Annotated in this window: 25 protein-coding genes; 8 read left to right on the top strand and 17 right to left on the bottom strand. The window is 59.9% G+C overall.

Annotated elements, in window-relative coordinates; genetic code table 11:
* The first annotated feature begins 58 nt into the window (after positions 1–58).
* Together BG455_RS13385 and BG455_RS13380 are read left to right on the top strand one after the other, a co-directional pair.
* Complete coding sequence (locus BG455_RS13385; protein ID WP_071470480.1) at positions 59–1,774, top strand: flagellar hook-length control protein FliK; 1,716 nt, start codon at positions 59–61, stop codon at positions 1,772–1,774.
* A gap of 165 nt (positions 1,775–1,939) precedes the next feature.
* Positions 1,940–2,596, top strand: coding sequence for a flagellar hook capping FlgD N-terminal domain-containing protein (locus BG455_RS13380; RefSeq protein ID WP_084386406.1), 657 nt, complete (start codon positions 1,940–1,942; stop codon positions 2,594–2,596).
* 180 nt (positions 2,597–2,776) lie between these two features.
* On the opposite strand, the gene hemP is transcribed toward BG455_RS13380, so the two are convergent.
* Positions 2,777–2,944 (bottom strand): hemin uptake protein HemP, encoded by a 168-nt coding sequence (gene hemP / locus BG455_RS13375; protein WP_071470479.1) that lies wholly within the window; start codon positions 2,942–2,944, stop codon positions 2,777–2,779.
* Between the two features lie 204 nt (positions 2,945–3,148).
* Here hemP and BG455_RS13370 point away from each other — a divergent pair, with 204 nt between their 5' ends.
* From BG455_RS13370 to ggpS, 4 genes are all read left to right on the top strand, one after another.
* Entirely contained in the window at positions 3,149–4,129 is a 981-nt protein-coding gene (locus BG455_RS13370; protein WP_071470478.1) for a type I glyceraldehyde-3-phosphate dehydrogenase, read from the top strand.
* A 165-nt stretch (positions 4,130–4,294) separates the two neighbouring features.
* Positions 4,295–4,501 carry a cold-shock protein gene (locus BG455_RS13365; protein WP_071470477.1) on the top strand — a complete coding sequence of 69 codons (207 nt, stop codon included), beginning with the start codon at positions 4,295–4,297 and terminating at the stop codon, positions 4,499–4,501.
* 137 nt (positions 4,502–4,638) lie between these two features.
* Positions 4,639–5,421 (top strand): HAD-IIB family hydrolase, encoded by a 783-nt coding sequence (locus BG455_RS13360; RefSeq protein WP_071470476.1) that lies wholly within the window; start codon positions 4,639–4,641, stop codon positions 5,419–5,421.
* Positions 5,418–6,938 carry a glucosylglycerol-phosphate synthase gene (gene ggpS / locus BG455_RS13355; RefSeq protein ID WP_071470475.1) on the top strand — a complete coding sequence of 507 codons (1,521 nt, stop codon included), beginning with the start codon at positions 5,418–5,420 and terminating at the stop codon, positions 6,936–6,938. The genes BG455_RS13360 and ggpS overlap by 4 nt, the downstream gene beginning before the upstream one ends.
* 11 nt (positions 6,939–6,949) lie before the next feature.
* Here the strand turns inward: ggpS and mnhG are convergent, their stop codons facing one another.
* Genes mnhG through mbhE form a run of 7 tightly spaced genes read right to left on the bottom strand, consistent with a single transcriptional unit; the run spans position 6,950 to position 12,612 of the window.
* Positions 6,950–7,258 (bottom strand): monovalent cation/H(+) antiporter subunit G, encoded by a 309-nt coding sequence (gene mnhG, locus BG455_RS13350; protein WP_071470474.1) that lies wholly within the window; start codon positions 7,256–7,258, stop codon positions 6,950–6,952.
* Positions 7,255–7,581: an MrpF/PhaF family protein gene (locus BG455_RS13345; RefSeq protein WP_071470473.1), complete on the bottom strand. Its 327-nt coding sequence runs from the start codon at positions 7,579–7,581 to the stop codon at positions 7,255–7,257. The genes mnhG and BG455_RS13345 overlap by 4 nt, the downstream gene beginning before the upstream one ends.
* Positions 7,578–8,057, bottom strand: a complete 480-nt coding sequence (locus BG455_RS13340; protein WP_071470472.1) for a Na+/H+ antiporter subunit E — start codon at positions 8,055–8,057, stop codon at positions 7,578–7,580. Before BG455_RS13340 ends, BG455_RS13345 begins: the two co-directional genes overlap by 4 nt.
* The gene (locus BG455_RS13335) at positions 8,054–9,553 is read right to left on the bottom strand and encodes a Na+/H+ antiporter subunit D (protein WP_071470471.1); all 1,500 of its coding nucleotides are present in this window, start codon (positions 9,551–9,553) and stop codon (positions 8,054–8,056) included. Before BG455_RS13335 ends, BG455_RS13340 begins: the two co-directional genes overlap by 4 nt.
* Positions 9,550–9,915 (bottom strand): Na+/H+ antiporter subunit C, encoded by a 366-nt coding sequence (locus tag BG455_RS13330; RefSeq protein ID WP_071470470.1) that lies wholly within the window; start codon positions 9,913–9,915, stop codon positions 9,550–9,552. Before BG455_RS13330 ends, BG455_RS13335 begins: the two co-directional genes overlap by 4 nt.
* 1 nt (position 9,916) lies before the next feature.
* Positions 9,917–10,339, bottom strand: a complete 423-nt coding sequence (locus BG455_RS13325) for an MnhB domain-containing protein (protein ID WP_071470469.1) — start codon at positions 10,337–10,339, stop codon at positions 9,917–9,919.
* Positions 10,336–12,612, bottom strand: a complete 2,277-nt coding sequence (gene mbhE / locus BG455_RS13320; protein WP_071470468.1) for a hydrogen gas-evolving membrane-bound hydrogenase subunit E — start codon at positions 12,610–12,612, stop codon at positions 10,336–10,338. Before mbhE ends, BG455_RS13325 begins: the two co-directional genes overlap by 4 nt.
* Before the next feature lie 316 nt (positions 12,613–12,928).
* Between mbhE and BG455_RS13315 the strand changes: the two genes are divergently transcribed.
* Both BG455_RS13315 and BG455_RS13310 read left to right on the top strand, forming a co-directional pair.
* Positions 12,929–13,267 carry a hypothetical protein gene (locus tag BG455_RS13315; RefSeq protein ID WP_071470467.1) on the top strand — a complete coding sequence of 113 codons (339 nt, stop codon included), beginning with the start codon at positions 12,929–12,931 and terminating at the stop codon, positions 13,265–13,267.
* Entirely contained in the window at positions 13,264–14,247 is a 984-nt protein-coding gene (locus BG455_RS13310; protein WP_071470466.1) for a P1 family peptidase, read from the top strand. Before BG455_RS13315 ends, BG455_RS13310 begins: the two co-directional genes overlap by 4 nt.
* A gap of 151 nt (positions 14,248–14,398) precedes the next feature.
* Here the strand turns inward: BG455_RS13310 and BG455_RS13305 are convergent, their stop codons facing one another.
* From BG455_RS13305 to BG455_RS13265, 9 genes are all read right to left on the bottom strand, one after another.
* Positions 14,399–15,325, bottom strand: coding sequence for an electron transfer flavoprotein subunit alpha/FixB family protein (locus tag BG455_RS13305; RefSeq protein ID WP_071470465.1), 927 nt, complete (start codon positions 15,323–15,325; stop codon positions 14,399–14,401).
* On the bottom strand, positions 15,325–16,086 hold the full coding sequence (locus tag BG455_RS13300) for an electron transfer flavoprotein subunit beta/FixA family protein (protein ID WP_071470464.1): 762 nt from the start codon (positions 16,084–16,086) through the stop codon (positions 15,325–15,327). Before BG455_RS13300 ends, BG455_RS13305 begins: the two co-directional genes overlap by 1 nt.
* 118 nt (positions 16,087–16,204) lie before the next feature.
* Positions 16,205–16,777 carry a cob(I)yrinic acid a,c-diamide adenosyltransferase gene (locus tag BG455_RS13295; RefSeq protein ID WP_071470463.1) on the bottom strand — a complete coding sequence of 191 codons (573 nt, stop codon included), beginning with the start codon at positions 16,775–16,777 and terminating at the stop codon, positions 16,205–16,207.
* A gap of 1 nt (position 16,778) precedes the next feature.
* Positions 16,779–16,985, bottom strand: coding sequence for a twin transmembrane helix small protein (locus tag BG455_RS13290; protein ID WP_071470462.1), 207 nt, complete (start codon positions 16,983–16,985; stop codon positions 16,779–16,781).
* Positions 16,986–17,071: 86 nt separating this feature from the next.
* Positions 17,072–17,926, bottom strand: a complete 855-nt coding sequence (locus BG455_RS13285; protein WP_071470461.1) for an SDR family oxidoreductase — start codon at positions 17,924–17,926, stop codon at positions 17,072–17,074.
* Positions 17,901–19,310, bottom strand: coding sequence for a sigma-54-dependent transcriptional regulator (locus BG455_RS13280; RefSeq protein WP_071470460.1), 1,410 nt, complete (start codon positions 19,308–19,310; stop codon positions 17,901–17,903). The genes BG455_RS13285 and BG455_RS13280 overlap by 26 nt, the downstream gene beginning before the upstream one ends.
* Positions 19,307–19,657, bottom strand: a complete 351-nt coding sequence (locus BG455_RS13275; RefSeq protein WP_071470459.1) for an Hpt domain-containing protein — start codon at positions 19,655–19,657, stop codon at positions 19,307–19,309. The genes BG455_RS13280 and BG455_RS13275 overlap by 4 nt, the downstream gene beginning before the upstream one ends.
* A 142-nt stretch (positions 19,658–19,799) precedes the next feature.
* Positions 19,800–21,692, bottom strand: coding sequence for a propionyl-CoA synthetase (locus BG455_RS13270; protein WP_071470458.1), 1,893 nt, complete (start codon positions 21,690–21,692; stop codon positions 19,800–19,802).
* A 207-nt stretch (positions 21,693–21,899) separates the two neighbouring features.
* On the bottom strand, positions 21,900–24,179 hold the full coding sequence (locus BG455_RS13265; protein WP_071470457.1) for an NADP-dependent malic enzyme: 2,280 nt from the start codon (positions 24,177–24,179) through the stop codon (positions 21,900–21,902).
* Positions 24,180–24,340 lie beyond the last annotated feature (161 nt).

Here is a 24,340-nt window from a genome sequence, read left to right as displayed (position 1 = left end):
GATTCGGTAAGCAATTGGGCGCATAATGAAAGAAATTGAGAGAAGGCACGGGTTTCCAATGTCTGAACAACTTGCAGTCATTCTGGCTGATCTACGATATTTCGCTGCAAAACAGGGTGCGCCACAGGCCGATATGCCAGAGGCACACATGACTTTTCTGGAGTTTTGGCACAGTGAAAACGCCATTGCCCAGACGCAGGCAGGCGGTCCTAGCGGGGCTTTGGCCCGCCTGCATGACAATCAGGCACGGGATGCGCCTGTGTTGCAGACGCCCGAAATCACTGGCGCATCGGGCTTTGCACCGCGCCCTAAAGCTGTTGGGGCTGCCAGCGCGCCGGTTGAGCTAATACGCCTCGCCCCCCCCGCCCAAGGCGCGGATGCGGGGTATCTCTCGCCCGATGGGCCTGTCGGGGTCTCTCTCCCAATACGCCAGTCAGTGGTGGGGGCGGGTATCGCGGCTGACGGGGAAGTCTTGGATGGTGCTGCCTGTCATTCTGAGGGAGGGGGGCCGCCAACAGTTCACGCCGCAGCACCCCCGATGCGCGCGGGCGAGGAAACGGATGATCCGGCGCTTGAACTGCGTGTATCGCCTGCGCCTAAGTCCGGTGCGCAAGGGGCTGGGCACAACCCAGTGCAGCGGGTGCAAGGCAGCGCGGATACTGAAATGCCTGACGCGAAGTCACGCGAAGTCGGGGCAAAGGGGGCCGTGGCTGGCCCGCCTGATCTGGATGCGGGTCAGGGTTATGATCTGTATGCAAGGGGTCAGCCGGTCTATGCGCCTGTTGAACGGGCAGATGTGCAGGTGCCCGATGGGCTTGAGGGGGGGGGCGCGGTGACACCTCTGCAGGCAACGGCCCGCGCCTTGCCAGAGGGGCCGTGGGGGGGCGTTTTGAGGTTGGCGGATCAGCCCCAACGCGCCGCCGATGCGCCCGTACTGACAAAGCCAAAGACGCGCGCCCCTGTGTTCGCGCCAGTGCAAAGGGCTGTGCACAGCACCGAGGCGCATGGCAGCGATGGGCTGACAGGGCCGCGCGCCAGCACCGGTGACGCGGGCTTGGCGCAAAAGAAAGGTCCAGGTCTTGCGCCGTACAGGACAGTATTTTCTGTGCCCTTAGCTGAAGCCACTGGCGCGGCGCCCCCTTTGGCGTTCGGACAAACCGGATTTGACGCGCGTTTGCAGCATGGGGGGACACCCGGACAGACGGTCGTGGCCCTTGGGGGGGTGCGCGCAGCATCGATTGCGGGTTACGGCCCTTCAGAGGGTGGGGGGGACTTGTCACCCTTCGACAGGCCCGGCAGTGAACACCCGACATTCAGACCAGCCAGCGCGCAGAATGCGGATACGCTGTTTGTAAAAACGCATGGCCCGCTGGGGGACCGCTTGGCACCCTTTGTATGGGCGCAAGTGGCAGAAGGAATGCGCAACGCAACACAGCGGTCTTATCAGATACAGCTTGCGCCGGTAGAGTTGGGGAAAGTGCAAATTTCCCTGAACACGACAGAGGCGGGCATGCAGGTTCTTATCACAGCAGAGCGCGCAGAAACGCTTGAGCTGATGCGAAAATTTGCGTCCGATTTTGAAAAGTCTTTGCGGGATATGGGGTATCAGCACCTCGACTTGTCTTTTTCGCACGGCCAGAATTCGGGGCAGCATGCGCAAGCCGGGGGGGCAAGGGAAGCGGCCAGCCCGCCGGTTGACAGCCTGCTTGCACCCATGCCCCTGACCCAGGTGCAGCATGGATATGGGGAAAAAGGGATGGATATTCGTGTCTGAGCAGTGGCGGAGATCTGCGCGCTTACGCCTGATTGAAGACCACATTTCGCCAGCCATTCAGCATGCTTGCGGGGCTAGGGGCTACACGGGCGGGTGCGCAAGCCATGCCAGTACGGCGCGGCGGCTTTCTGTAATGACCGCGCTATTTCAAAAGGGAAATTCGTTATGACAATGCCTATTTACCCGAATATGCCTGACAGGCCGGGTGCCGCAGAAACCAGACCGCCCGCGGCAAAGGCTTCGGGCATATCGAGCGATTTTCAAACTTTCCTGCGCATGCTGACCGCGCAAATGCAAAACCAAAACCCGCTGGAACCGATTGCAGCGTCAGATTTCGCGGTGCAACTGGCAACTTTTTCCGGGGTGGAACAACAGGTTAGAACAAATGATCTGCTGGTGCATTTGACAGACAGGTTGGGCTTGTCGGAACTGGCCAATTGGGTTGGGCGCGATGCCTTGACGCCTGCGCCGAAATTCCTTGATGGCACACCGCTGAAACTGGTGCCGCCCAGAATTGAAGGGGCAGAGCGTGCGGAACTTGTGCTGCGCGACCTCTCTGGCGCGGAGGTTGCGCGCTATGGGGTGGACCTGACTGCACCTGAAATCATGTTCGAGCCGCCGCATCAGAGCATGGGCGGCCCTAAAACCGGATATTACAGCATCGAAATGGATGGCTTCCGCGAGGGGGCGAAGATCGGGACAAAGCCCGTGCTGGCATATTCCCGCATTCTGGAAGCGCGCAGCGATGCGGGCCAAGTGATGTTGGTTGTGGAAGGGGGGCATGTTGTGGACAGCGCGGCAGTGGTCGGGCTGCGGGAATGAGCCGGGTTTCTTGGCAAAGCATAAGGTGCGCAGGGTGCGGGCCACCCTGTGCCACGCGCTACGTTCTGGTCGCGTTTGGGTGGCTGAGCCGACGCGATACCAGTTCGCACAAGGCCGGCCGCTTGACCTGCGCCGCGCGGAAATGGGGGCGCTTGAATAGCGCCGAACCCTGTGCCCGACTTATTTCGTCAGGATAAGCTTGCCCGCCCGTGTGATCCGCAATTGATAGATTTTTCCATCAAGCAGAATTTGCGCCATCCCGCCGCCTTTGGTCAGGCTATAGGCATCATGAACCGGAGGCGTGTTTGCGGCAGGCTGCATAAGCGAAGGCGCGGTCATGGCGTTCATAAGTATCTCCATCGATGAGTGGCGTGGCGCGCTGGCTGATTCGCTGGCTCTGTTCGACTAAATATGAGTATTTTACTTGGAAAAGTAAAGACCAACTAAAACACTCGGGAGATTCTTGATCTTGTGGTCCTGCGCTGCATAAGCTTGCACATGCTGCCAAAATCGGTCCTTGTGCGCGCTGGACCACTGGGGAGGGGAGTAACGATGCAGCGAGTCGCCATTAACGGCTTTGGCCGGATCGGAAGGACAGTTTTGCGCGCATGGTTGCAAGGCGGCTGGCCAGAGGTGGAGATTGTGGCGGTGAATGACATCGCATCGCCCGAAGATTGCGCTTATCTGTTTGAATATGACAGCGTTTTTGGCCCTTTTCGCGGCGAGGTGCGTCTGGATGGCGAAAGCCTGTGTGTGGCCGGACGCCGCTTGCGGTTAAGCCATGCGGCAGATCTGTCGCAGCTCGATTTGTCAGATATTGATCTGGTGATGGAATGCACCGGCCGCGCAGACAGCAGTGAGGTTGCGCAGCGCGGCTTGCAGGCGGGGGCAGGGCGTGTGCTGATTTCTGGCCCGTCGGATGCGGCGGAAGTCACGCTGGTGATCGGGGCCAATGACGCGCGGCTTGATGCCGGGCACCGGCTTATCTCGAACGCATCTTGCACGACCAACGCGCTTGCGCCGCTGGCGCGGCTGTTGCACCAGACTTGGGGTATCGAGACAGGGTTCATGACAACTGTGCATTGCTACACCGGCAGCCAGCCCACGGTGGATGCGCCGCGCGGTGACCCTGCGCGCTCTCGTGCTGCGGGGTTGTCGATGGTGCCCACGACGACCAGTGCGCAGCGTCTTGTCGAACGGGTTCTGCCAGACCTGCGCGGCCGCTTGCTGGGGGCTGCGGTCCGTGTGCCCACGGCCTCTGTCTCGGCGGTTGATTTATGTGTGATGCTTACCAAACCCGTCACGGTGGACGAGGTTAACCATGCTTTGCAACATGCGGGCGGCGTTATCGGCTGGACAAACCGGCCCCTTGTTTCCACCGATCTGCGCGCGCGCCCCGAGAGCATTGTCATGGCCCTGCCAGAGACGCAGATGACCGAGGCAGGCATGCTGCGCGTCATGGGATGGTATGACAATGAATGGGCATTTTCCTGCCGTATGCTGGACATGGGCGCACGCATTTCAAAATTGTGAACTGTGTTTGCTCTTGCAAAATTGCAGGGAAACAGGCATGATTTCAATGCGACGTTACCACTATCGACCACTGTTCTCTGTCCGAGGCCACAGTCCTTTCGATCTTGCACTGACTGAGCCGGGCTGCCGCATTGTGTGGGCAGCGTTTAGACAGGAGACTTCACAATGGCCAATGGCACAGTGAAATGGTTTAACGCCACCAAGGGTTACGGCTTTATCCAGCCCGAAGGCGGTTCAAAAGACGTGTTTGTTCACATCTCTGCTGTCGAGCGTGCGGGCCTGCGTGGTCTGGACGATGGTCAGAAAGTGACTTTCGATCTGGAAAAAAGCCGTGATGGCCGCGAATCCGCGAGCAATATCGCGCTGGCTTAAGGCCGGGACCACACCTAATCTGTGTGAAAAGACATCAAGCCGCCCAAAAAATGGGCGGTTTTTTATTTTGCTGGTTTTAAACGCGCGTCTTGCCTGTGCGGCTTTGCCTTTGGCCCTGCACCCGCTAGCCTTGGGCTATGGATAGTCTGTCCGAGTTTTCAAAACATGCACCAGAGTGCGAAATGGTGCTGGCAACCGATCTTGACGGAACCTTTCTTGGGGGGGCAGAAGCGGATCGGCGCGCGCTGTATCAGTGGCTGCGTGACCAGCACCCGGCGGTGCGCCTTGTCTTTGTCAGTGGGCGCGACCCGGAATTTATAGCCCAACTTTGTGCCGATGGCAGTGTGCCTGCGCCAGAATATGTGATCAGCGATGTTGGCACGACGATTGCGCGGTTTGAAAATGGCCGTGTGCACCCCATCGCGGCATTGGAAGCCCCGATCGTGCGGCGCTGGCACGGCAAGGCCGATCTGGTGCGCACGCGCCTTGCAGGGGTGCGCGGGCTGTGGATGCAGCCAACATCTTTCCGGCACCGCCTGTCCTATCAGTATGATGACCGCTTCAATGCAGAGGCGTTGCATGTGCTGGATGGCGTGGATGTGGATATTCTGATCTCGCACGGGTGTTTTGTCGATATCTTGCCGAAAGGTGTCAGCAAGGGGCCATCGCTGTTGCGCCTGATTGACCATCTGAAACTGCCGCGCGCGCGGGTGCTGGTGGCGGGCGACACGTTGAATGATCTGTCCATGTTCCAGACCGGCCTGCATGGTGCTGTGGTTGGCGGGGCAGAGGTGGAGCTGCTGGCCCAAACTGCGGGTTTGCCATTGGCCTATCACTGCCGTGCCTTCGGGGCTGGCGGTATTCTGGAGGCTATCCGCGCACATGCGCTTTTCCCGACAATTCCAAAGGAGTGGGCATGAAATCCGACCTTGTGATCGTGTATCACCGTCAGCCATATGAAGAAGTCGAGACAGAGGCGGGCGTTGAATACCGCGAAAATTCCAGCCCGAACGGGATCGTTCCCACGCTGAAAGGGTTTCTGGGCAAGGCCAAACGCGGGGCTTGGGTGGCATGGAAAGAGGCAGAGGACACTTCTTCCCCCGGTTTCGAGCCGGTGATCGAGATTTCGGACAGCTACGGCACTTATGATGTCAGCCGCCTGCCTTTGACGGCAGAACAGGTGCGCAGTTTCTACCATGTCACTTCAAAAGAAGCGTTCTGGCCGATTTTGCACGGGTTCAAGGAACGGTATAATTACGACCCCGTGGACTGGCCTGCCTTCCGGTCGGTCAACTGGGCCTTTGCCGAAGCTGCCGCCGAACAGGCCACTGATGATGCTGTGATCTGGATTCACGATTATAACCTGTGGTTGGTGCCCGGCTATCTGCGCCAGCTCAAGCCGCATGCGACGATCTGTTTTTTCCACCACACCCCGTTTCCCGGCCCCGATATGTTCAACGTGTTGCCGTGGCGGGGCGAGATTATTGACAGTTTGCTGGCTTGCGATTCTGTGGGGTTTCATATTCCGCGCTATGCGCAGAATTTCGCCGCCGTGGTGCGCAGCCTGACAGGCGCGCAACTGGTCGAGGAATGCGCCACCCCAACCACCCTTGCCGCTGCGGGCGGCGCGCTGAATGACCGGCGCATGCCCCTGACGCTGCGCCATTATGGCAACGAGATCAGTATTCACACGCGGCCTGTGGGGGTGAATTTCGAGTATATCGAGCAACTGTCCCAAGAAGGGGAGGTGCGCGCGCGATATGACGCGATCCGCCGCGAGATGGGCGGGTGCAAATTGATCCTGTCCGTCTCGCGCACAGATTACACCAAGGGCAATATCGAGCAGCTTGAAGCTTTCGCGCGGCTGCTGGAACGCAGGCGCGATCTGCATGGCAAAGTGCGCTTGATGCTGGTCTCGGTCGGGGCCAATCGCGCGATGACGGCTTATGCCGAGATTCAGGAAAAGATTGAATCGCTGACCGGGCGGATCAATGGCACCTATGGCAGTCTGGAATGGCAACCAGTCGCGCTGATTTCGCAGGCGATTCCGCTGGCGCAGTTGGTGGCCTATTACGCGGCGGCGGATGTTGCCTCGATCACGCCGCTGGCGGATGGGTTGAACCTTGTGGCGTCAGAATTCTGCGCCGCGCAAGACCTGACACGCCCCGGTGTGCTGATACTCTCGGAATTTGCGGGCTGTGCGGTGTTGCTGGACGGGGCGATTCCGGTCAATCCCTTCTCGCATGCCTCGATGGATGCGGCACTGGATCAGGCATTGGCAATGGACCATGAAGAGGCCGCGTCGCGCATGGCGGCCTTGCGGCGCTGCGCCAGCACTTGGGACATAACGGCATGGACACAGGCGGAACTGGCGCATTTCAAAACGCTGCACCACGCCCGCAATGCAACCTTGGATAACGCGCGCCCCGCTGCCTGAGGCGCGCGTGGTTAGCTGTCTTTCGGGTCGTTATATTTCAGCTTGCGCATGACGCGCGCATGGGCGCGGCCAATCATATGGGCCGCGATGGGCGCGGTCAGCAGCAGAAACAGCGATGTGGCCACAACCTTGCTGACAACTTCGCCAGACCCTTGGTGAAACGCCAGCCCCACCAGCACCAGCAGCGCGCCCAATGTCCCTGCTTTGGTTGAGGCATGCATGCGGGTCAGCAAATCGGGCAGGCGCACGATGCCGATTGCAGCGATCAGCACGAATGCCGCGCCCGAGATCAGAAACAGACCTACGATAACGTCGATCATGTGTCTTGCCCTTCTTGCTTGGCATGTTTCTGCGCGGTTTTGTCTATGTCGAACTGGCGTTCGGCATAGCGGGCCAGCGCGACTGTCGCCAAAAAGCCCACCAGCGCCAGAACGATGGCCACGTCCAGAAAGGATGGCTCGTCCATGAACACGGCATAGACGCCGCAGAATGAAATGATTGTGACTGTCATCATGTCAAGCGCCACAACACGGTCGGCCAGCGAAGGCCCTTTGGCAAGGCGCACGAAGGCCACCGCCAACCCCAACAGGATCAGCAGCAAGGACAGTTGTGTTGCGAAAGTGAGAAAGGCAGATCCCGTCATTTCTCGAATACTCCCATGATCAGCCGCTCGAACCCTGTTTTGATGTCGCGCGTAATCTCCTCGGCGTCATCGCCGAACATGGCGTGCACGATCAGTGTCTCTCGATCCTCGGTCACATCGACGCTTAATGTGCCCGGTGTCAGCGAGATGAGGTTGGTCAGCAGCAGGATTTCAAAATCTGATTTGACAGATAGCGGCACTTCGATCAGCGCCGGTTTGTTCTGGGGTACGGGGCGGATTACGTCCCAAGCGACCTTGATCGAGGATAGCAGCAATTCCCAGATAAAGAACAGCCCCAGATAGACCGACCGCCAGAAGCGCTTGAAATACATCGCATCTATCCCCGTCAGGGGTTGCGATATCCATAGCGCGAAGAAGCCCAGAACAGCCCCTGTGGCGAATGACACAAAGCTGAAATCGGCGGTCATCGCGGCCCATGCAAAGGCCAGCAGCAGGTTAAGCAATAGCCCGTTCATGGCTGCACCCCCAGCACTGTGGTGACATAATCGGTTGGGTCCAGCAACTGTTGCGCCGCCGTTTGCGCGAATTGCACAAAGGGTTCAGGGTAGAAACCGATCAGGATGGTCATGGCCGCAAGCCCGATGATGGGGATCATCATGGCACGCGTCACGCGCGCGGGTGCGCGGTCGGGTGTCGGGTCTATCCCGTCGGGGTGTGGTTTCCAGAACGCCATGCCCCAGATTTTCGTCATCGAGAAGATGGTCAGCAAGCCCACCAGCAGCGACACGAAAGCGATGAACCATGCGTCAATTTCCAGCGCGGCCTTGACGATCAGGTATTTCGCCCAAAACCCCGAGAGCGGCGGGAAACCCGCCAGCGAGAAGGCGGGGATGATGAACAGCGCGGCCAATAGCGGCGAGGATTTGTAAAGCCCGCCAATCTTGTTCAGGTCTGTGCTGCCTGCATATTGCTTGGCCAGACCCGCGACAAAGAACAGGTTTGCTTTCACAATGATGTGGTGCACCAGATAGAACACGCCCCCCATCAGTGCCAGCGGTGTGAACAGCGCCAGCCCCAATGTCATATAGCCGATCTGGCTGATGATGTGGAAGGACAGGATTTTGCGGAAGTCGGATTGTGCAGCCGCACCGATAACGCCCGTGAACATGGTCAGCAGTGACACCCAGATCAGGATTTCATGTGTGAAGCCCACATCGCCCACAAACACAAGCGTGAACATGCGCATCATGGCATAGACGCCCACCTTGGTCAGCAGCCCGGCAAACACCGCCGAGATGGTGAAATATGGCGTATGGTAAGACGCGGGCAGCCAGAAAAACAACGGAAACACCGCCGCTTTCACCCCGAAACCCACCATGAACATCATGGCGATAACTGTAATCAGCCCTTGGTTTTCGGCATTGGCAACGGCTTGGCGCAGATCGGCCATGTTCAGCGTGCCTGTGACCCCGTACAAAAGCCCGATGCCCGACAGGAAGATCAGGGTCGAGACAAGGTTCAGAGCGACATATTTGATGCCTGCATCCAGCCGCTCTTTCCCGCCGCCAATGACCAGCAGCGAGAAGGACGCGATCAGCATCACCTCGAACCAGACATACAAGTTGAACAAATCGCCTGTCAGGAACGCGCCTGTCACACCCGCGATCAGCACTTGGAACAGCGCGTAGAAGCCCAGAGATTCCGTCTCTTCCGGGATTTCACCCAGCGCATAGATGGCCGTGGCCAAGCCGGTTATGGCGGTGATCACAACCATGACCGCGCTGAGGTAATCCGCAACCAGCGTGATCCCGAAAGGCGCGTTCCAATTCGACATTTGCGCCGCGATCACGCCTTCATTGAGCACCGCAACCATAAGGATTGCGGACACCACCAGTGACAGGGCAGAACCTGCAAGTGAAATCCAGCGCCCTGCGGGGTAATTGCGCGCAAGATAGGCCACCACCGCCGTGGCAAAGGGCACGGCGATGGGCAGTACAAGAACCCAACTCATTTCGTCGTATCCTCCTTGGGTTCTGCAAAACGCATCTCGTCAGTATCGACTGAATTCATGCGCCGATACCCTTCAAACACCAGCGCAAGGGTAAAGGCCAGCAGGCCGAACCCGATAACAATGGCAGTCAGAACAAGCGCTTGGGGCAGGGCATTGCCCACCACGCCCAATGGCCCGTCTTCGCCATAAGGCACCAGCGCCGGTGCGCCCTTGGTCATGCGTCCAGAGGCGAAGATCGTCAGGTTGACCGCGTTGGACAGCAGGATCATGCCAAACAGAAAGCGCATGAAATTGCGTGCCAGCATCAGATAGACCGAAGCGGCTGTCAGAACGCCGATCACGATTGCAGTGAGGGCTTCCATCTCAGGTCTCCTCCTCGAATGCGTAGGTAAGCGACAGGATACCGCCCAGAACCACCAGATAGACCCCGATATCGAACACCAGCACAGTGTTGATCGAGAAGGCCGCCGTCTCGTAGCTGTCGCCGCCGACCCAATACCATTGGCCGGTAAAGAACGGATCGCCCATGAAGAACGAGAACAGGCCCGCAAGCAGCGCAATGCCAAGCCCAATCATGGCGATGACTTCGGGCGAGATGCGCAGCGCAAGCCGCGCCTCTGCCGGGCCAGTGGCCAGTGAATAGACAATGAAGGCCACAGCCCCGATCAGCCCGCCGATAAAGCCGCCACCGGGCAGATGGTGCCCGCGCAGCAGCATGAACAGCGAGAACACGAATAACAGCGCGACAAGCAGACGGGCCGCAGCGGTGAAGATGATGGAATTCATTTCCGATCTCCTTTCGCGGCGCGGGCCTTGGTCGCGCCTTTCAGCAGCGCAAACGCCCCGAGTGCTGCGATCAGAACCACTGCAATCTCGCCGAACGTATCCAGCGTGCGGAAGTCCACAAGGATAACGTTAACGATATTGCGCCCGAAGGCTTCGGTCCAGCTTGTGGCCTCGAAGAACTCGGTCAGGCGGCGGTCAAAGGGTTGATCGACCACCAGCAACACCACAATAGTGGTCAGCACGCCGACTGTGGCCGCAAGGGCTGCATTGGCAAAGCTGTGGGTTTGCGTGCCGCTAGGGTCCAGATGCGGCATTTTCAGGAAGGCCAGCGCCAGCAACACCACCACCAGCAATTCCACCAGCAGCTGCGTTATGGCCACATCGGGTGCGGAATACATGATGAAGATCAGCGCGACACCAATGCCCACAACCCCCAGCGCCACAAGTGCCACAATGCGCGACGAGGTCTGCAAGACCAGCACAGTGCCCGCCACGATCAGCGCGGCCACACCCCATTCCATGAAGCCAAGCCCTGCAAAGCCCAGCGAAATGCCGCCCACATTGCGCGTCAGCAGCGTGACCAGAACAGTGGTGGCAAAGACAGCAAAGGTGGCGAACATATACTGGCGCAGAACCCCTGTCTGGATCAGCTTGGTCTGCCCTTTGGCCAGCGCCATGAACTTGTCCAGAAACACATCCCAGCCTGCATCCAGATTTGGCCCGCGCGCCTCGATCCGCGCAAGCAGGCCGCGCAGCGACTGATGCTTGAGATACAGCACAAAGCCCAAAGCAAAGGTCACAAGGCTTAGCAGCAGGGGCATGTTGAACCCGGCCCACAGCTTGACCCGCCCGCCAGAGTCAGGGGCACCCATTACGGCGGCCACGGCAGGTTCGATCAGGTAATAGGCACTCAAGCCCGGCAGCAGACCAAAGGCCAGCCCCAGAACCCCAAGCACAACCGGCCCAAGCAGCATGGGCCAAGGCCCTTCATGCGGGGCATGCGGCAGTTTGCCTTGCGGGCCGAAGAACGGCTTATAGGCGACAATGCCCGCGACCGCGAACATCAGCGCAAAGGCCACAAGCGCCATTGGCACCACAAAGACCAGAAGCCGCGCTTCCAAGGCACCCGCATAGGCAACTTCCTTGGCGATAAAGCCCAAAAATGGTGGAATGCCTGCCATGGCCAGCCCCGCCAGCGCCGCAGCGACAGCCGTGATCGGCATGGCCTTGGCCAGACCGCCCAGCAGGTTTGCATCGCGCGTGCCGGTGCTGTGGTCGATAATGCCGATGGTCAGGAACAAGCCCGCTTTATACAGCGAATGCACCAGCAAGAAGGTCATGGCGGCTGTGATCGCGTAGCCGGTAGAGCCTGCAAGGAACATGACCAGCGTGCCAAGCGCCATCAGCGTGGTATAGGCCAGCGTCTGTTTCAGGTCAGTCTGGCGCAGCGCCATGAAAGAGGCAAACACCGCCGTGACCGCGCCAAAAATCGACAATGTCCAGATCCAGACATCACTGCCCGACAGCGACGGATGCATGCGCGCCAGCAGATAGACGCCCGCTTTCACCATTGTGGCCGAGTGCAGATAGGCCGAAACCGGCGTGGGGGCAGCCATTGCATTGGGCAACCAGAAATGGAACGGCACCTGCGCCGATTTGGTAAAGGCCCCACAAAGCACGAGAATCAGGATCAGCAGATAAAAACGCTGCCCTTCCAGACTGCCTGCCGCATTGATCTGCGACATCTCGAACGTACCTTGCGTGATCCCCAGCATGATCAGACCCGCCAGCAGGGCCAACCCGCCCGCCGCAGTCAGCAAAAGCGCCTGCAGCGCATTGCGCCGCGATTTCGGGTCGGTATGCGAAAACCCGATCAACAGGTAAGAGGTGAAGGTCGTCAGTTCCCAGAACACGAACAGCGCGATCAGGTTATCCGCCAGCACCAGCCCCAGCATGGACAGCATGAAGCTGAACAGATACAGCGCGAAACGGTCATATTGCGGGTGGCCTGCCAGATATTTCGCCGCATATAGCATGACCATCGCGCCAATGCCGGTGATCAGCAGCGCAAACATCAGGCTAAGGCCGTCTATCCAGAAGGTCAGATTGACATCAAGGCTGGGTATCCATGGAATCACCCAGCGCACCGGGTCGCCTGCGGCGACCCCGGGCAGGTATTGCAGGAAAAACACGAACAGCAGCGCTGTTATGGCCGAAGTGCCGATACCGGAAACAGTTTTCCACGGCGCATTGGGGTCCGAATGATCCGCCATCTTTGGGGTCGGGCTCCTTTGGTTGAACATGCCTGGGCGGCAGTGGTGCTGCCCTTTACCTATATCTTCGCGGCGCTTTTTCCCATCTTGGAACAAGTTTCACAATTGAAATCGTCAGGAATTTTCCGAAAATTGCCGATGTTTCGGCAAAGGCGCGCACCGCAAGGGGAGTTGCGCCACTTAAGTGTGCTGTATATGACTGTGGGGGTTTTACCTATGCCATCGGTCTTTTCGGGCTTGGAGCGGTTTGTCATATGCATATCAGCCAGGACAGTCGCGCCCGACTTGTGCGCGTCCAAAGCAGCGCTGCGGCCAGATGAGCGTGGCGCGGCTGGATGCGATGATCGAGAGTGCGGCGCAGTCCATCTGCGATCCGGCGCAGATGCTGGATGCGCTGCCCGCCCAGCTGGCCGCGCAATGGCCCGAGGCGCCCGCGCTGGAACTGGCGGTGGCGCTGGCCTCGGCGGCGGATGCGGTGCAGGCCGTGTTCGGCGAGGGGGGTGAAAGCGGACAGCGCGCCCAACGTGTCTGGCGTCAGGCGGCAATGGTTGGGGCGGATGTGCATTACCTGACCCTTAGTGGGGCGGCCGCGCAAAATGCGGGCGATCTGCTGGCCTTGTGGCGCCGCGAGGACGGCATGGAAGGCAGTTCATGAACGGCGCACCGGGGCCACGAAACCTGATCACAGATGTCGCAGGGCTGCGGGTGGGCAATGCGCAGGATGGCGCGATACGCAGCGGGGTAAGCGTGCTGTGTGCAGATACGCCCCTGCGCGCAGGGCTGCATGTGATGGGCGGCGCACCGGGCACGCGCGAGACAGAACTGCTTGCCCCCGACCGGCTGGTGCAAGAGGTGGATGCGCTGGTGCTCTCGGGCGGGTCTGCCTATGGGCTGGATGCGGCGTCAGGGGTTATGGACGGACTGCGCGCAATAGGGCGGGGCTTTGCTGTGGGCGCAACCCGTGTGCCCATCGTGCCTGCGGCGATCCTGTTCGATCTGGCAAATGGCGGGGCGAAGGATTGGGTGCAAAACCCTTATTCTGCGCTTGGTCGGGCGGCTTTTGACAGTGCAATGGTTGATTTCGGCTTGGGCAGCGCGGGGGCGGGCTATGGCGCGACAACGGCGCGGCTGAAAGGGGGGCTGGGGTCGGCGTCTTGGGTGCTGGCAGGGGGCGTGCGCGTGGGCGCGCTGGTGGCCGTGAACCCTGTGGGATGCGTGACAATGGGGCAGGGGCCGGAATTCTGGGCCGCCCCGTTCGAGCAGGGCGCGGAATTCGGCGGGCTTGGCATGGGCAAGGCTGCGGCAGTGCCCGTGACGAAACGCACCCGAGAGGCGACGACCATCGCGATTGTGGCGACAGATGCAGCCCTTGATCAGGCACAATTGACCCGCGTGGCAATTGCCGCTCATGACGGGATCGCGCGGGCCATAGTGCCTTCACATACGCCCTTTGATGGTGATCTGGTCTTTGCTGTCTCAACCGGGGTGAAAGCGGTCTCTGGTCCGTCCGAACTGCTGGATATCGGGCATGCAGCGGCAACCTGTCTGACTCGGGCCATTGCGCGGGGGGTGTATCTGGCCGAAGCGTATCCCGGTGACATCTATCCCAGCTGGCAGGCGCGCTTCGCATCCTGACGCTGCGCCGCAGTCCCGGGCTTGACCCGGGACCTCTGGGCCAAACCTGAGGTCCCGGGTCAAGCCCGGGACTATGGTGCACGACATGTCAGGACAAACGACAAAGGCAGCCCGTCAGGGCTGCCTTTGGGACTGTGATTGACGCGTCCGCTTACAGCTTTTCGGTCAGTTCCGGCACCAGTGTAAACAAGTCACCCACAAGGCCGTAATCGGCCACTTGGAAAATGGGTGCTTCTTCGTCCTTGTTGATCGCAACGATCACCTTGCTGTCTTTCATACCTGCCAGATGCTGGATCGCGCCGGAAATCCCCACGGCGATATACAGGTCCGGGGCCACCACCTTGCCGGTCTGGCCCACTTGCCAGTCATTCGGCGCATAGCCCGAATCGACCGCTGCGCGCGACGCGCCCACGGCGGCGCCCAGCTTGTCGGCCAGCCCTTCGATGATTTTGAAATCATCTTCCGAGCCGACACCGCGCCCGCCCGAGACAACGACCTTGGCCGATGTCAGCTCTGGCCGGTCGCTGGCGGCTACTTTGTCTTCAATCCAATCGGACAGGCCGGGATTGGCGGCCGCGCTGATCGCCTCGACGCTTGCAGATCCGCCTTGTCCCGCTGCCTCAAAGCTGGAGGTGCGGAAGGAGATGACCTTCGTCGCATCCGCTGATTTGACGGTCTGGATGGCATTGCCCGCATAGATCGGGCGTTGAAACGTGTCCGCATCGACCACGCCAGACACATCCGACAGGATCATCACATCCAGAAGGGCCGCCACGCGCGGCAGGATGTTTTTGGCATCCGTGGTCGCAGGGGCCACGATATGGCTGTAATCCCCCGCAAGCGACACGATCAGCGCCGCCGTGGGTTCTGCCAGCCTGTGCCCAAGCGAGGCATCCTCGGCGCAAAGCACTTTGGCCACGCCGTCAATCTTGGCGGCATCTGCCGCCGCATCCGACGCTGACGCGCCTGCGCAGAGCACAGTCACATCGCCCAAGGCTTTCGCGGCTGTCACAGCTTTCGAAGTTGCATCGATATTCAGCGCGCCATCGGTGACTTCTGCCAGAAGAAGAACCGCCATCAGATCACCCCCGCTTCGTCTTTGAGTTTTGCGACCAGCTCATCCACTGAGGCCACTTTTACCCCTGCGGCGCGCGCCGCCGGTTCAGATGTTTTGACCACGCTGAGCCGCGGGCTGATATCGACACCGTAATCGGCAGGCGTCTTTTCATCGAGCGGCTTTTTCTTGGCCTTCATGATATTGGGCAGCGAGGCATAGCGCGGCTCGTTCAGGCGCAGATCGACGCTGATGATGGCGGGCAGCGTGACCTTGATGGTCTGCAAGCCGCCATCCACTTCGCGGGTGACCAGCGCGTGTTCGCCTTCAATCTTGATGTCAGAGGCGAATGTCGCCTGTGCCCAGCCTGTCAGCGCTGCCAGCATCTGGCCGGTGGCGTTCATATCATTGTCGATGGCCTGTTTGCCACACAGCACCAGCCCCGGCGCTTCTTCGGCAATCACGCCTTTCAACAGCTTGGCCACGGCCAGCGGTTCGATATCGGTATGCACATCATCGGCAGCCACGATAAGGATGGCGCGGTCCGCGCCCATTGCAAGCGCTGTGCGCAAGGTTTCCTGCGCCTGTTTCACCCCGATGGACACGGCCACGATTTCCGACACCACACCGGCTTCTTTCAGGCGAATGGCCTCTTCCACCGCGATTTCGTCAAACGGGTTCATCGACATTTTCACATTCGCCAGATCGACCCCGCTGCCATCCGCTTTGACACGGACTTTCACGTTATAGTCGATCACGCGCTTGACTGGCACGAGCACCTTCATCGGCGTGTATCTCCCTATATCCTTACATACTGTGTTTGTAGCGGCGCGCTTTTGCAGAAAACAGTGCAAAATCGACGCATTGCTTCATATCGACGCCGCGTTTTCAGACCTGTGTGCGCTAACGGTTCGCGCCGGGAACCCACAAAATGTCGTCAAGCCCGTCATTATTGGCAATACGCCCCGCCACGAAGAACCAGTCGGACAGGCGGTTCAGATATTTGACGGCTGATTCGTTGACAGCTTCCATGGCAGACAGGGCGACCGTTTCACGCTCGGCGCGGCGGGCGACCGTGCGGCAGACATGCAGATGCGCCGCAAGCGCAGACCCGCCGGGCAAGATGAAGCTGCGCAGCGGTTGCAGGCGGGCATTCATGGCGTCGATCTCGGCTTCCAGCCTGTCCACCTGCGAAGGGACCATGCGCAGGGGGGTATATTCTGCCTCGGCATCCCGTTCCATATCGGGGCGGCACAGATCGGCGCCCAGATCGAACAGGTCATTCTGAATGCGCGAGAAGGCCGCGACTGTGTCGCCGCTGGCATGCAGACGCGCCACGCCGATGACGGCGTTCAATTCGTCAACAGTGCCATAGGCCGTGACGCGCTGCGCATGCTTGGCCACGCGCGTACCATTGCCAAGCGCAGTTTCGCCCGCATCGCCTGTTCGGGTATATATTCGGTTCAGCACGACCATTTCAGGCTCCTTTAGATCGGAAATAGACAAAAATCATGATCAGCACGACAGCGCCGAACTGCGCATAGATGCGCCAGCGCATCATGCGGTTTCCATGTTTGCGGTTGAATTCACCGCCGCGCGCAAAGCCGCCAATTCCCACGGCAAGAACAACCAGCACCACAAGCGATGCCGCAGCAGCAAGCAAGAAAAGCGGGTCTGACAGCATGGGTTTTCCTTTTTCTGCGTAAATTCGCGGATTTGCTGCAATCTAGCGAGGTTGTGCCCGATTGCGACCCCAAAACAAGGGCCAAGTCACAATTTTCCCAATATCCAGTCCAGCGCGCGTGTGGGCAGAACCCTGCGGATACTGCCCAGCAGGCGCGTGGGCGTGGTGACATAGTAGCGCGCTTTGGGGCGGTTGGCTTCAAGCGCGTGAATCAGGCGGCGGGTTACCGCCTCGGGGGGGAGTTCAAAGAAATCCGGCGCGCGCTTGTCATAGAGGCGCGCCAGCAGGGTTTCGCGGTAATGGTCGGCGCGGGGGCTGGTGTGCCAGTCGATCCAGTGTTCAAAATGCGGGATCGAGTTTTCGCGGATGCGCGAGGTGATTGGTCCCGGCTCTATCAGGCAGATATGGATGGCGGTGTCCGCCAGTTCCAGCCGCAGTACATCTGTCAGCCCTTCCAGCGCGAATTTTGTGGCCACATAGGCCCCCCGCCATTTCAGCGCCGCCAAGCCCAGCACGGAAGAGTTCTGCACAATTCGCCCATGCCCTTGGGCGCGCATTACCGGCAGAACCTGTCGTGTCAATTCATGCCAGCCAAACAGGTTCGTCTCGAATATGGCGCGCAAGGCGTCGGTGGGCAGGTCTTCCACCGCGCCGGGAATGGCGTAGGCCCCGTTGTTGAACAGCGCATCCAGCCTGCCGCCGGTCGCTTCCAGCACCTGTTGGACGGCGGCATGTATGGACGCTGTATCGGTGTAATCCAGTTGGAAACTATGCAGCCCCGCGCTGCGCAGCCGCGCGCAGTCTTCCTCTTTGCGGCAAGTTGCAAAGACTTGCCAGCCGCGGGCATGCAGCGCATGCGCGGCGTGATAGCCGATTCCAGAGGAACAGCCGGTGATCAGAACGCTGCGCGCAGGTTCAGGCTTTGGGTTTTGTCCAGACATCGCGCTTGCGGTAGATGGTCGAGGGGGCGATGTCCAGTTCGCGCGCGGCTTGCGGGATAGACCCGCCATGCCGTTCGATGGCCGCCATGACGGCGCGTTGCTCGATCTCGGCCATGGTCAGCCCTTTCATTGCCGCTTCCAGCCCGCCCGATGCAGCATGGCGCCGGCCCGAAACCTCGTGGTTTGGGGCGTGGCCTGTCATGTCTTCGGGCAGCATTGCGCGGGTCAATTCCGGCCCCTGATGCAAGACAACCGCGTGGCGCAGCACATTGATCAATTCGCGCATGTTCCCGTGCCACCGATGCGCGTTCATGATGGCAGCCGCATCCTCTGCCACCGAGGTGAATATCTTGCCTTCCTGCTTGCCAATCCGGTGCAGAAAGTTGAGTGCCAGTCGCAAGATGTCATCGCCGCGCTGGCTCAGGGGCGGGGCGGTCAGGGGGATGACAAAAAGGCGGTAATACAGATCCTCGCTCAGGCGACCGGCGCGCATTTCTTCGGTGGGATGGGCGCGTGCGCAGCATATCAGACGTATATCGACAGGCGCAGGCGACGCGCCCGCAGCCGCAATCCGGCTTTCATCTTGCAAGGCCGTAACAAGCCGCGCCTGCAGATCCAGATGAATGTCTTGCGGGTTTTCCAGCACTAATGTGCCGCCATTGGCGTGGTAAAACGCGCCTGCGCAATCTGATATGCCTGTATCCGATGGCGCGGGTGGGGCAAATAATGTGGCTTCCAGCTCGGCCGGGGTAAGGGCAGAGCAGTTGACACAAACCAGCGGCTTTGCGGCGCGGCGGCTTTTGCGGTGGACCATGCGCGCGATGGTTTTCTTGCCTGTGCCGCGTTCCCCAAGAATGAATACAGGCGCGGTTGACCGCGCGACGGCGTTGATTTTCACATTCAGGTGCCGCATCACCTCGGACTGGCCCATAAAATCTTCGACGGGCAGATCATATGGCGAATGCGACAGCGCTTTTGCCGCCTCGCTCTGTGTGCGGTAATCCGACAGCGCAGTGGCAACCGCTGCCACAAGGCGCTGGTCGCCCAGCGGTTTGACCAGATATTCATGCGCCCCGTTGCGTATTGCATCCAGCGCTTTGTCAACAGACCCGTTCGCGGTGATGACGATAACGCGGGTTGTGGGCTGTCTTGCCAGCATCTGGCGCATGATCGCCATGCCATCCGCATCCGGCAAGGTAAGGTCAAGCAGCACAACGCCTGGCCGGTGGTCTTCAAACTTTGCAAGGGCCTCGACCCCGGTTGATGCGGTGATCGAGGGGTGGCCGGCCTTGTTCAGGACGGTTTGATACAGCATTTGCAAAGAGGGGGTATCTTCAACCAGAAGCAGCTTGACCGGCGGGTGGGATGGGATGCCTGATTTCATGCCGCCACGTCGGTGAATGCTTTGAGACGCGCGCGCAGGTCTTCGCAGGCGATGTGGATCGCGGCGCGTTGTTCCAGAACCTCTGCCAGATGGCCTGTGTCACAAAACGCCTCGGCCTTGGCGCAGTGACGGGCCAGCGTAGTTGCCCCAACTGTCAACGCGATCCCGCGCAGTTCGTGCAAGGCGTTTCGCATAACCATGGCGCTGTCGCGTGCGTCAAGCGGCAGGGTTTGATCCAGCAGGGTTTGACACCGTTGCAGATCGTTCAGCAGCGGTTCACGCAAGGCCCCCCCATCCAAAGACAGGAGCGCGCTCATCTGTTTTTCATCGTATGTTTGCGCTATCATGACGGCCTTGACAGGAAAGAGGGCAGGTAAATCAAAAACGCAATAACCAAGACGCGACCGTGCTATACCCGCCATCAATACACTAGGCTGACATCCATGCCAACCTCGGGACGGCACACATACCCCCAAGGTTTACGCAACGTCAAGTTGTGGCGTAGCCCAAGTCTTTCAGCGCTGCGGCGATTTCGTCAAGAATTGCAGGGTCGTCGATTGTTGCGGGCATTTTGAACGCTTTGCTGTCTGCAATGCTGACCATTGTTGCCCGCAAGATTTTGCCAGAGCGGGTTTTTGGCAGCCTGTCCACCACAACAGCCAGCTTGAACGCCGCGACAGGCCCGATCTGGTCGCGCACCAGCCGGACGCATTCGGCAACAATTTCGGAACTCTGGCGGTCAGTGCCTTTGTTCAGGCACAAGAACCCCAGCGGCAACTGGCCTTTCAACTCGTCCGAGACGCCAATCACGGCGCATTCCGCGACATCGGGGTGGCTGGCAAGCACTTCTTCCATGGCCCCTGTCGACAAACGGTGGCCTGCGACATTGATCACATCATCCGTGCGCGCCATGATGTAGACATAGCCCTCTTCATCCATATAGCCCGCGTCGCCTGTGGCGTAATAGCCGGGGAACTGGTCGAGATAGCTTTTGCGAAAGCGGGCCTCGGCGTTCCACAGGGTGGGCAATGTGCCGGGGGGCAGGGGCAGCTTGATCGCAATCGCGCCCAGTGTGCCGGGGCTGACGGGATGGCCGCCTTCATCCAGTACCTGAAGGTCATAGCCGGGCATGGCCACAGCAGGAGAGCCAAGCTTGACCGGCAACGCCTCATACCCCACCGGATTGGCCGCGATGGCCCAGCCGGTTTCGGTCTGCCACCAATGGTCGATGACGGGCACTTTCAACTGGTCTTGCGCCCAGACAATCGTGTCAGGGTCCGCACGCTCGCCTGCCAGATAGACAGTTTTCAGGCAAGACAGATCGTATTTGCCCACAAAGCTGCCTTTCGGGTCTTCGCGTTTCACGGCACGAAATGCTGTGGGGGCAGTGAAAAAGCTTTTGACCTGATGCTCGGATATCACGCGCCAGAAGGTGCCTGCATCGGGGGTGCCGACGGGTTTGCCTTCGAACACAATGGTGGTGTTGCCTGCAATCAGGGGCGCATAGCAGATATAGCTATGGCCCACGACCCAGCCCACATCGGATGCGGCCCAGAACACATCGCCCGGATCGACATTGTAGATGTTCTTCATCGACCAGTTCAGCGCCACCAGATGCCCAGCCGTTGCGCGGATCACGCCTTTGGGCTGGCCTGTGGTGCCAGAGGTGTAAAGCACATAGGCGGGGTGGTTGCCTTCTACCGGCACGCAGTCGGCCGGGGTGGCGTCTTTGACGAATTCGGCCCAGTCATGGTCGCGCCCCTCGATCAGATCGGCCTGAAGCGCGTCGCGTTGCAGGATTACACAGAATTCGGGCTTGTGCGTGGCTTCGGCAATGGCGCCGTCCAGCAATGGCTTATAGGCGACCACGCGCCCCGGCTCGATCCCGCAAGAGCCGGCGATCATGCATTTTGGCTGCGCATCATCAATCCGGACGGCCAGTTCATGCGCGGCAAAGCCGCCAAACACGACCGAGTGAATGGCCCCCAGACGCGCGCAGGCCAGCATGGCCATCAGCGCCTCTGGTACCATGGGCATATAGATGATGACGCGGTCGCCTTTGGTCACACCTTGCGCGGCCAAGGCACCTGCCAGCTTGGCGACCTGATCGCGCATCTCGCGGTAGGTCAGGCGGGTGATGGAGTTTGTCACAGGGCTGTCATGAATGACCGCCACCTGATCCGCGCGCCCGCCTTCAACATGGCGGTCCAAAGCGTTCCAGCAGGTATTCACCAGCCCGTCGCTATACCATTCATACAGGGGGGCGTTGTCGTCAAACAGGGCTTTCGAGGGGGGCTTGACCCAGTCAATCGCTTGCGCTTGGTCCATCCAGAACCCGTTGGGGTCGGTGATCGATTTCTGGTGAAGCTGTGCGTAGCGCATGCGTGTCCCTCCCGATTTGCAAGCTGTTCCAAGGCATAGAACACAGGCGCGGCCTGCTGCAATGGCTGTTACCGGCAACACAGCGGGTTATTCCAAGAAACTTTGCAGAATTTACCTGCAAATGTTGCAAAATTATGCAAACCACAGGCTATGCTAAGCTATTGCGAAGCCACACGGGCAGGTTTGCAAACCTGCCCGTGTCCGGTCTTACCCGTATTGCGCAACTGGTGTTCCCGCCAGCGCTGACATGTTCAGCAAGCCCCGCGCCGTGATCGAGGGGGTGACGATATGCGCCGTGTTGCCCATACCCATCAGGATCGGTCCCACCTCTAACGCGCCGCCGCGCGCTTTGAGGATGTTGCGCACCCCGCTGGCGGCATCGGTATTGGCGAAAATCAACACATTTGCGGGTTCTGCAAAGCGGGAATTCGGCATCAGCCGCGCGCGCAGCTCGGGGTCAAGGGCGGCATCGACATGCATTTCGCCTTCATAGTCGAAATCGACGCCTTTTGCATTCAGGATGTCGAGCGCGGCGCGCATGTTGCGCCCCGAAGGCGTGTCAAGATTGCCGAACTGGCTGTGCGAACACAGCGCAATTTTGGGCGCAAGGCCAAAGCGGCGCACATGGCGCGCGGCCCCGATGGCGGTCTCGGCGATCTGCTCGGGCGTCGGGTTGGGATGAACCTGAGTGTCGGCAATGAACAGATTGCCCTCTTGCTGGATCATCAGCGACAATGCGCCCACGGGGTGACGTTCCGCATTGCCCAGAATCTGGGTGACGTAATTCAGGTGCCACAGGAATTGCCCGAATGTCCCACAGATCAGACTGTCTGCATCGCCCCTGTGCACCATGATCGCGCCGATGGCGGTGGTGTTGGTGCGCAGAATCGCGCGGGCAAGGTCGGGCGTCACGCCGCTGCGCTGCATGATCGCGTGATAGCTTTGCCAGTAATCGCGGTAGCGGGGGTCATCTTGCGGGTTGACCAGTTCGAAATCGCGCCCGGGCTTGATCGACAGGCCCGCGCGTTCCAGTCGCATCTCGATCACCTCGGGGCGGCCTATCAGGATGGGCACCTCGACCGTTTCTTCCAGCATGGCAGAGGCCGCGCGCAAGACGCGCTCATCCTCGCCCTCGGCAAAGACGATCCGGCGTTCGGTCTGGCGCGCGGTCTCGAATACAGGGCGCATGATCATGGCAGAGCGGAAGACCGACGCATCCAGCCCTTCTTTATAGGCCACAAGGTCCGCGACAGGGCGCTTGGCCACACCGGATTCCATTGCGGCCTTGGCCACGGCGCTGGCCACAATGCCCATCAGGCGCGGGTCAAAGGGTTTGGGGATCAGGTAGTCGGGGCCAAAGCTGAGTTGCTCGCCCTTATAGGCGGCGGCAGCCTCGGCGCTGGTGGTGGCGCGGGCAAGGGCGGCGATGCCTTCGACACAACCGATTTGCATGGCGTCATTGATCTCGGTTGCGCCCACATCCAGCGCGCCGCGAAAAATGAACGGAAAACACAGCACGTTATTGACCTGATTGGGAAAGTCTGACCGGCCCGTGGCCATGATCGCATCGGGTGCGACCTTGCGCACATCATCAGGCAGGATCTCGGGCGCGGGATTGGCCAGCGCAAAGATGATCGGGCGCGCGCTCATCTGTTGGACATGCGCAGGAGTCAGCACGCCGGGGCCGGACAGGCCCAGAAACAGGTCGGCGCCCGCGACAACATCGCTAAGGGTGCGCTTGTCGGTGGCTTGGGCGAAGGCGGCTTTTTGCGGGTTCATATCCACCTCGCGCCCTTCATAGACCAGCCCGTGGATGTCACATAACCAGATATTCTCGCGCTTGACACCCAGCTTCACCAGCATGTTCAGGCAGGCAATTCCAGCCGCGCCGCCGCCGGTGCTGACGATCTTGATATCCTCAAACCGCTTGCCCACCACGCGCAGCGCGTTGGTGGCCGCCGCGCCGACCACGATGGCCGTGCCATGCTGGTCGTCATGGAAGACAGGAATGCCCATCCGCTCGCGGCAGATTTTCTCGACGATGAAGCAATCGGGGGCTTTGATATCTTCCAGATTGATGGCCCCGAAGGTGGGTTCCATCGCGCAGACAATCGCGGCCAGCTTCTCGGGGTCGGGTTCGTCCAATTCTATGTCAAAGCAGTCAATATTGGCGAATTTCTTGAACAGAACCGCCTTGCCTTCCATCACCGGCTTGGAGGCCAGCGCGCCGATATTGCCCAAGCCCAGCACGGCTGTGCCATTGGTGACAACCGCCACCAGATTGCCGCGTGTGGTGTAGCGGGCAGCGTTTTCGGGGTCTGCCTTAATCTCCAGACAGGCTTCGGCCACGCCCGGGGAATAGGCGCGCGACAGGTCATAGCCATTGGCGAGTGGCTTGGTCGGGCGCACCTCCAGCTTTCCGGGGCGGGGGAATTCGTGGTATAAAAGGGCCGGATGGCGGCTGTCATCGGTTGAATTATCTGGCATGTTTTTCCCTCCCTCAGCGTTTGTTTAGCATTAAACTATTGTGTGCCGACGACAAGTCCGGTTTTGCAGCGCGGCTTGGGCAAGTTTGGTGCAACATGTAGGACGTGGGTTGCAATGCGCCCGCTTGCGGCGCAAAATCCGCAAAAGCCTTTGGAGGGAAG

It is taken from the genome of Roseinatronobacter thiooxidans (genome assembly GCF_001870675.1).
Lineage (GTDB): Bacteria > Pseudomonadota > Alphaproteobacteria > Rhodobacterales > Rhodobacteraceae > Roseinatronobacter > Roseinatronobacter thiooxidans.
The sequence above is the reverse complement of the archived record's forward strand: the minus strand, read 5'-3'. Positions and strand labels throughout refer to the sequence as shown.

What these genes read in the sequence shown, in the direction of transcription:
- BG455_RS13385 (WP_071470480.1), top strand. Translation starts at nt 59, where the DNA reads ATGTCTGAACAACTTGCAGTCATTCTGGCTGATCTACGATATTTCGCT.
- BG455_RS13380 (WP_084386406.1), top strand. Translation starts at nt 1,940, where the DNA reads ATGACAATGCCTATTTACCCGAATATGCCTGACAGGCCGGGTGCCGCA.
- hemP (WP_071470479.1), bottom strand. Translation starts at nt 2,944, where the DNA reads ATGAACGCCATGACCGCGCCTTCGCTTATGCAGCCTGCCGCAAACACG.
- BG455_RS13370 (WP_071470478.1), top strand. Translation starts at nt 3,149, where the DNA reads ATGCAGCGAGTCGCCATTAACGGCTTTGGCCGGATCGGAAGGACAGTT.
- BG455_RS13365 (WP_071470477.1), top strand. Translation starts at nt 4,295, where the DNA reads ATGGCCAATGGCACAGTGAAATGGTTTAACGCCACCAAGGGTTACGGC.
- BG455_RS13360 (WP_071470476.1), top strand. Translation starts at nt 4,639, where the DNA reads ATGGATAGTCTGTCCGAGTTTTCAAAACATGCACCAGAGTGCGAAATG.
- ggpS (WP_071470475.1), top strand. Translation starts at nt 5,418, where the DNA reads ATGAAATCCGACCTTGTGATCGTGTATCACCGTCAGCCATATGAAGAA.
- mnhG (WP_071470474.1), bottom strand. Translation starts at nt 7,258, where the DNA reads ATGATCGACGTTATCGTAGGTCTGTTTCTGATCTCGGGCGCGGCATTC.
- BG455_RS13345 (WP_071470473.1), bottom strand. Translation starts at nt 7,581, where the DNA reads ATGACGGGATCTGCCTTTCTCACTTTCGCAACACAACTGTCCTTGCTG.
- BG455_RS13340 (WP_071470472.1), bottom strand. Translation starts at nt 8,057, where the DNA reads ATGAACGGGCTATTGCTTAACCTGCTGCTGGCCTTTGCATGGGCCGCG.
- BG455_RS13335 (WP_071470471.1), bottom strand. Translation starts at nt 9,553, where the DNA reads ATGAGTTGGGTTCTTGTACTGCCCATCGCCGTGCCCTTTGCCACGGCG.
- BG455_RS13330 (WP_071470470.1), bottom strand. Translation starts at nt 9,915, where the DNA reads ATGGAAGCCCTCACTGCAATCGTGATCGGCGTTCTGACAGCCGCTTCG.
- BG455_RS13325 (WP_071470469.1), bottom strand. Translation starts at nt 10,339, where the DNA reads ATGAATTCCATCATCTTCACCGCTGCGGCCCGTCTGCTTGTCGCGCTG.
- mbhE (WP_071470468.1), bottom strand. Translation starts at nt 12,612, where the DNA reads ATGGCGGATCATTCGGACCCCAATGCGCCGTGGAAAACTGTTTCCGGT.
- BG455_RS13315 (WP_071470467.1), top strand. Translation starts at nt 12,929, where the DNA reads ATGAGCGTGGCGCGGCTGGATGCGATGATCGAGAGTGCGGCGCAGTCC.
- BG455_RS13310 (WP_071470466.1), top strand. Translation starts at nt 13,264, where the DNA reads ATGAACGGCGCACCGGGGCCACGAAACCTGATCACAGATGTCGCAGGG.
- BG455_RS13305 (WP_071470465.1), bottom strand. Translation starts at nt 15,325, where the DNA reads ATGGCGGTTCTTCTTCTGGCAGAAGTCACCGATGGCGCGCTGAATATC.
- BG455_RS13300 (WP_071470464.1), bottom strand. Translation starts at nt 16,086, where the DNA reads ATGAAGGTGCTCGTGCCAGTCAAGCGCGTGATCGACTATAACGTGAAA.
- BG455_RS13295 (WP_071470463.1), bottom strand. Translation starts at nt 16,777, where the DNA reads ATGGTCGTGCTGAACCGAATATATACCCGAACAGGCGATGCGGGCGAA.
- BG455_RS13290 (WP_071470462.1), bottom strand. Translation starts at nt 16,985, where the DNA reads ATGCTGTCAGACCCGCTTTTCTTGCTTGCTGCTGCGGCATCGCTTGTG.
- BG455_RS13285 (WP_071470461.1), bottom strand. Translation starts at nt 17,926, where the DNA reads ATGTCTGGACAAAACCCAAAGCCTGAACCTGCGCGCAGCGTTCTGATC.
- BG455_RS13280 (WP_071470460.1), bottom strand. Translation starts at nt 19,310, where the DNA reads ATGAAATCAGGCATCCCATCCCACCCGCCGGTCAAGCTGCTTCTGGTT.
- BG455_RS13275 (WP_071470459.1), bottom strand. Translation starts at nt 19,657, where the DNA reads ATGATAGCGCAAACATACGATGAAAAACAGATGAGCGCGCTCCTGTCT.
- BG455_RS13270 (WP_071470458.1), bottom strand. Translation starts at nt 21,692, where the DNA reads ATGCGCTACGCACAGCTTCACCAGAAATCGATCACCGACCCCAACGGG.
- BG455_RS13265 (WP_071470457.1), bottom strand. Translation starts at nt 24,179, where the DNA reads ATGCCAGATAATTCAACCGATGACAGCCGCCATCCGGCCCTTTTATAC.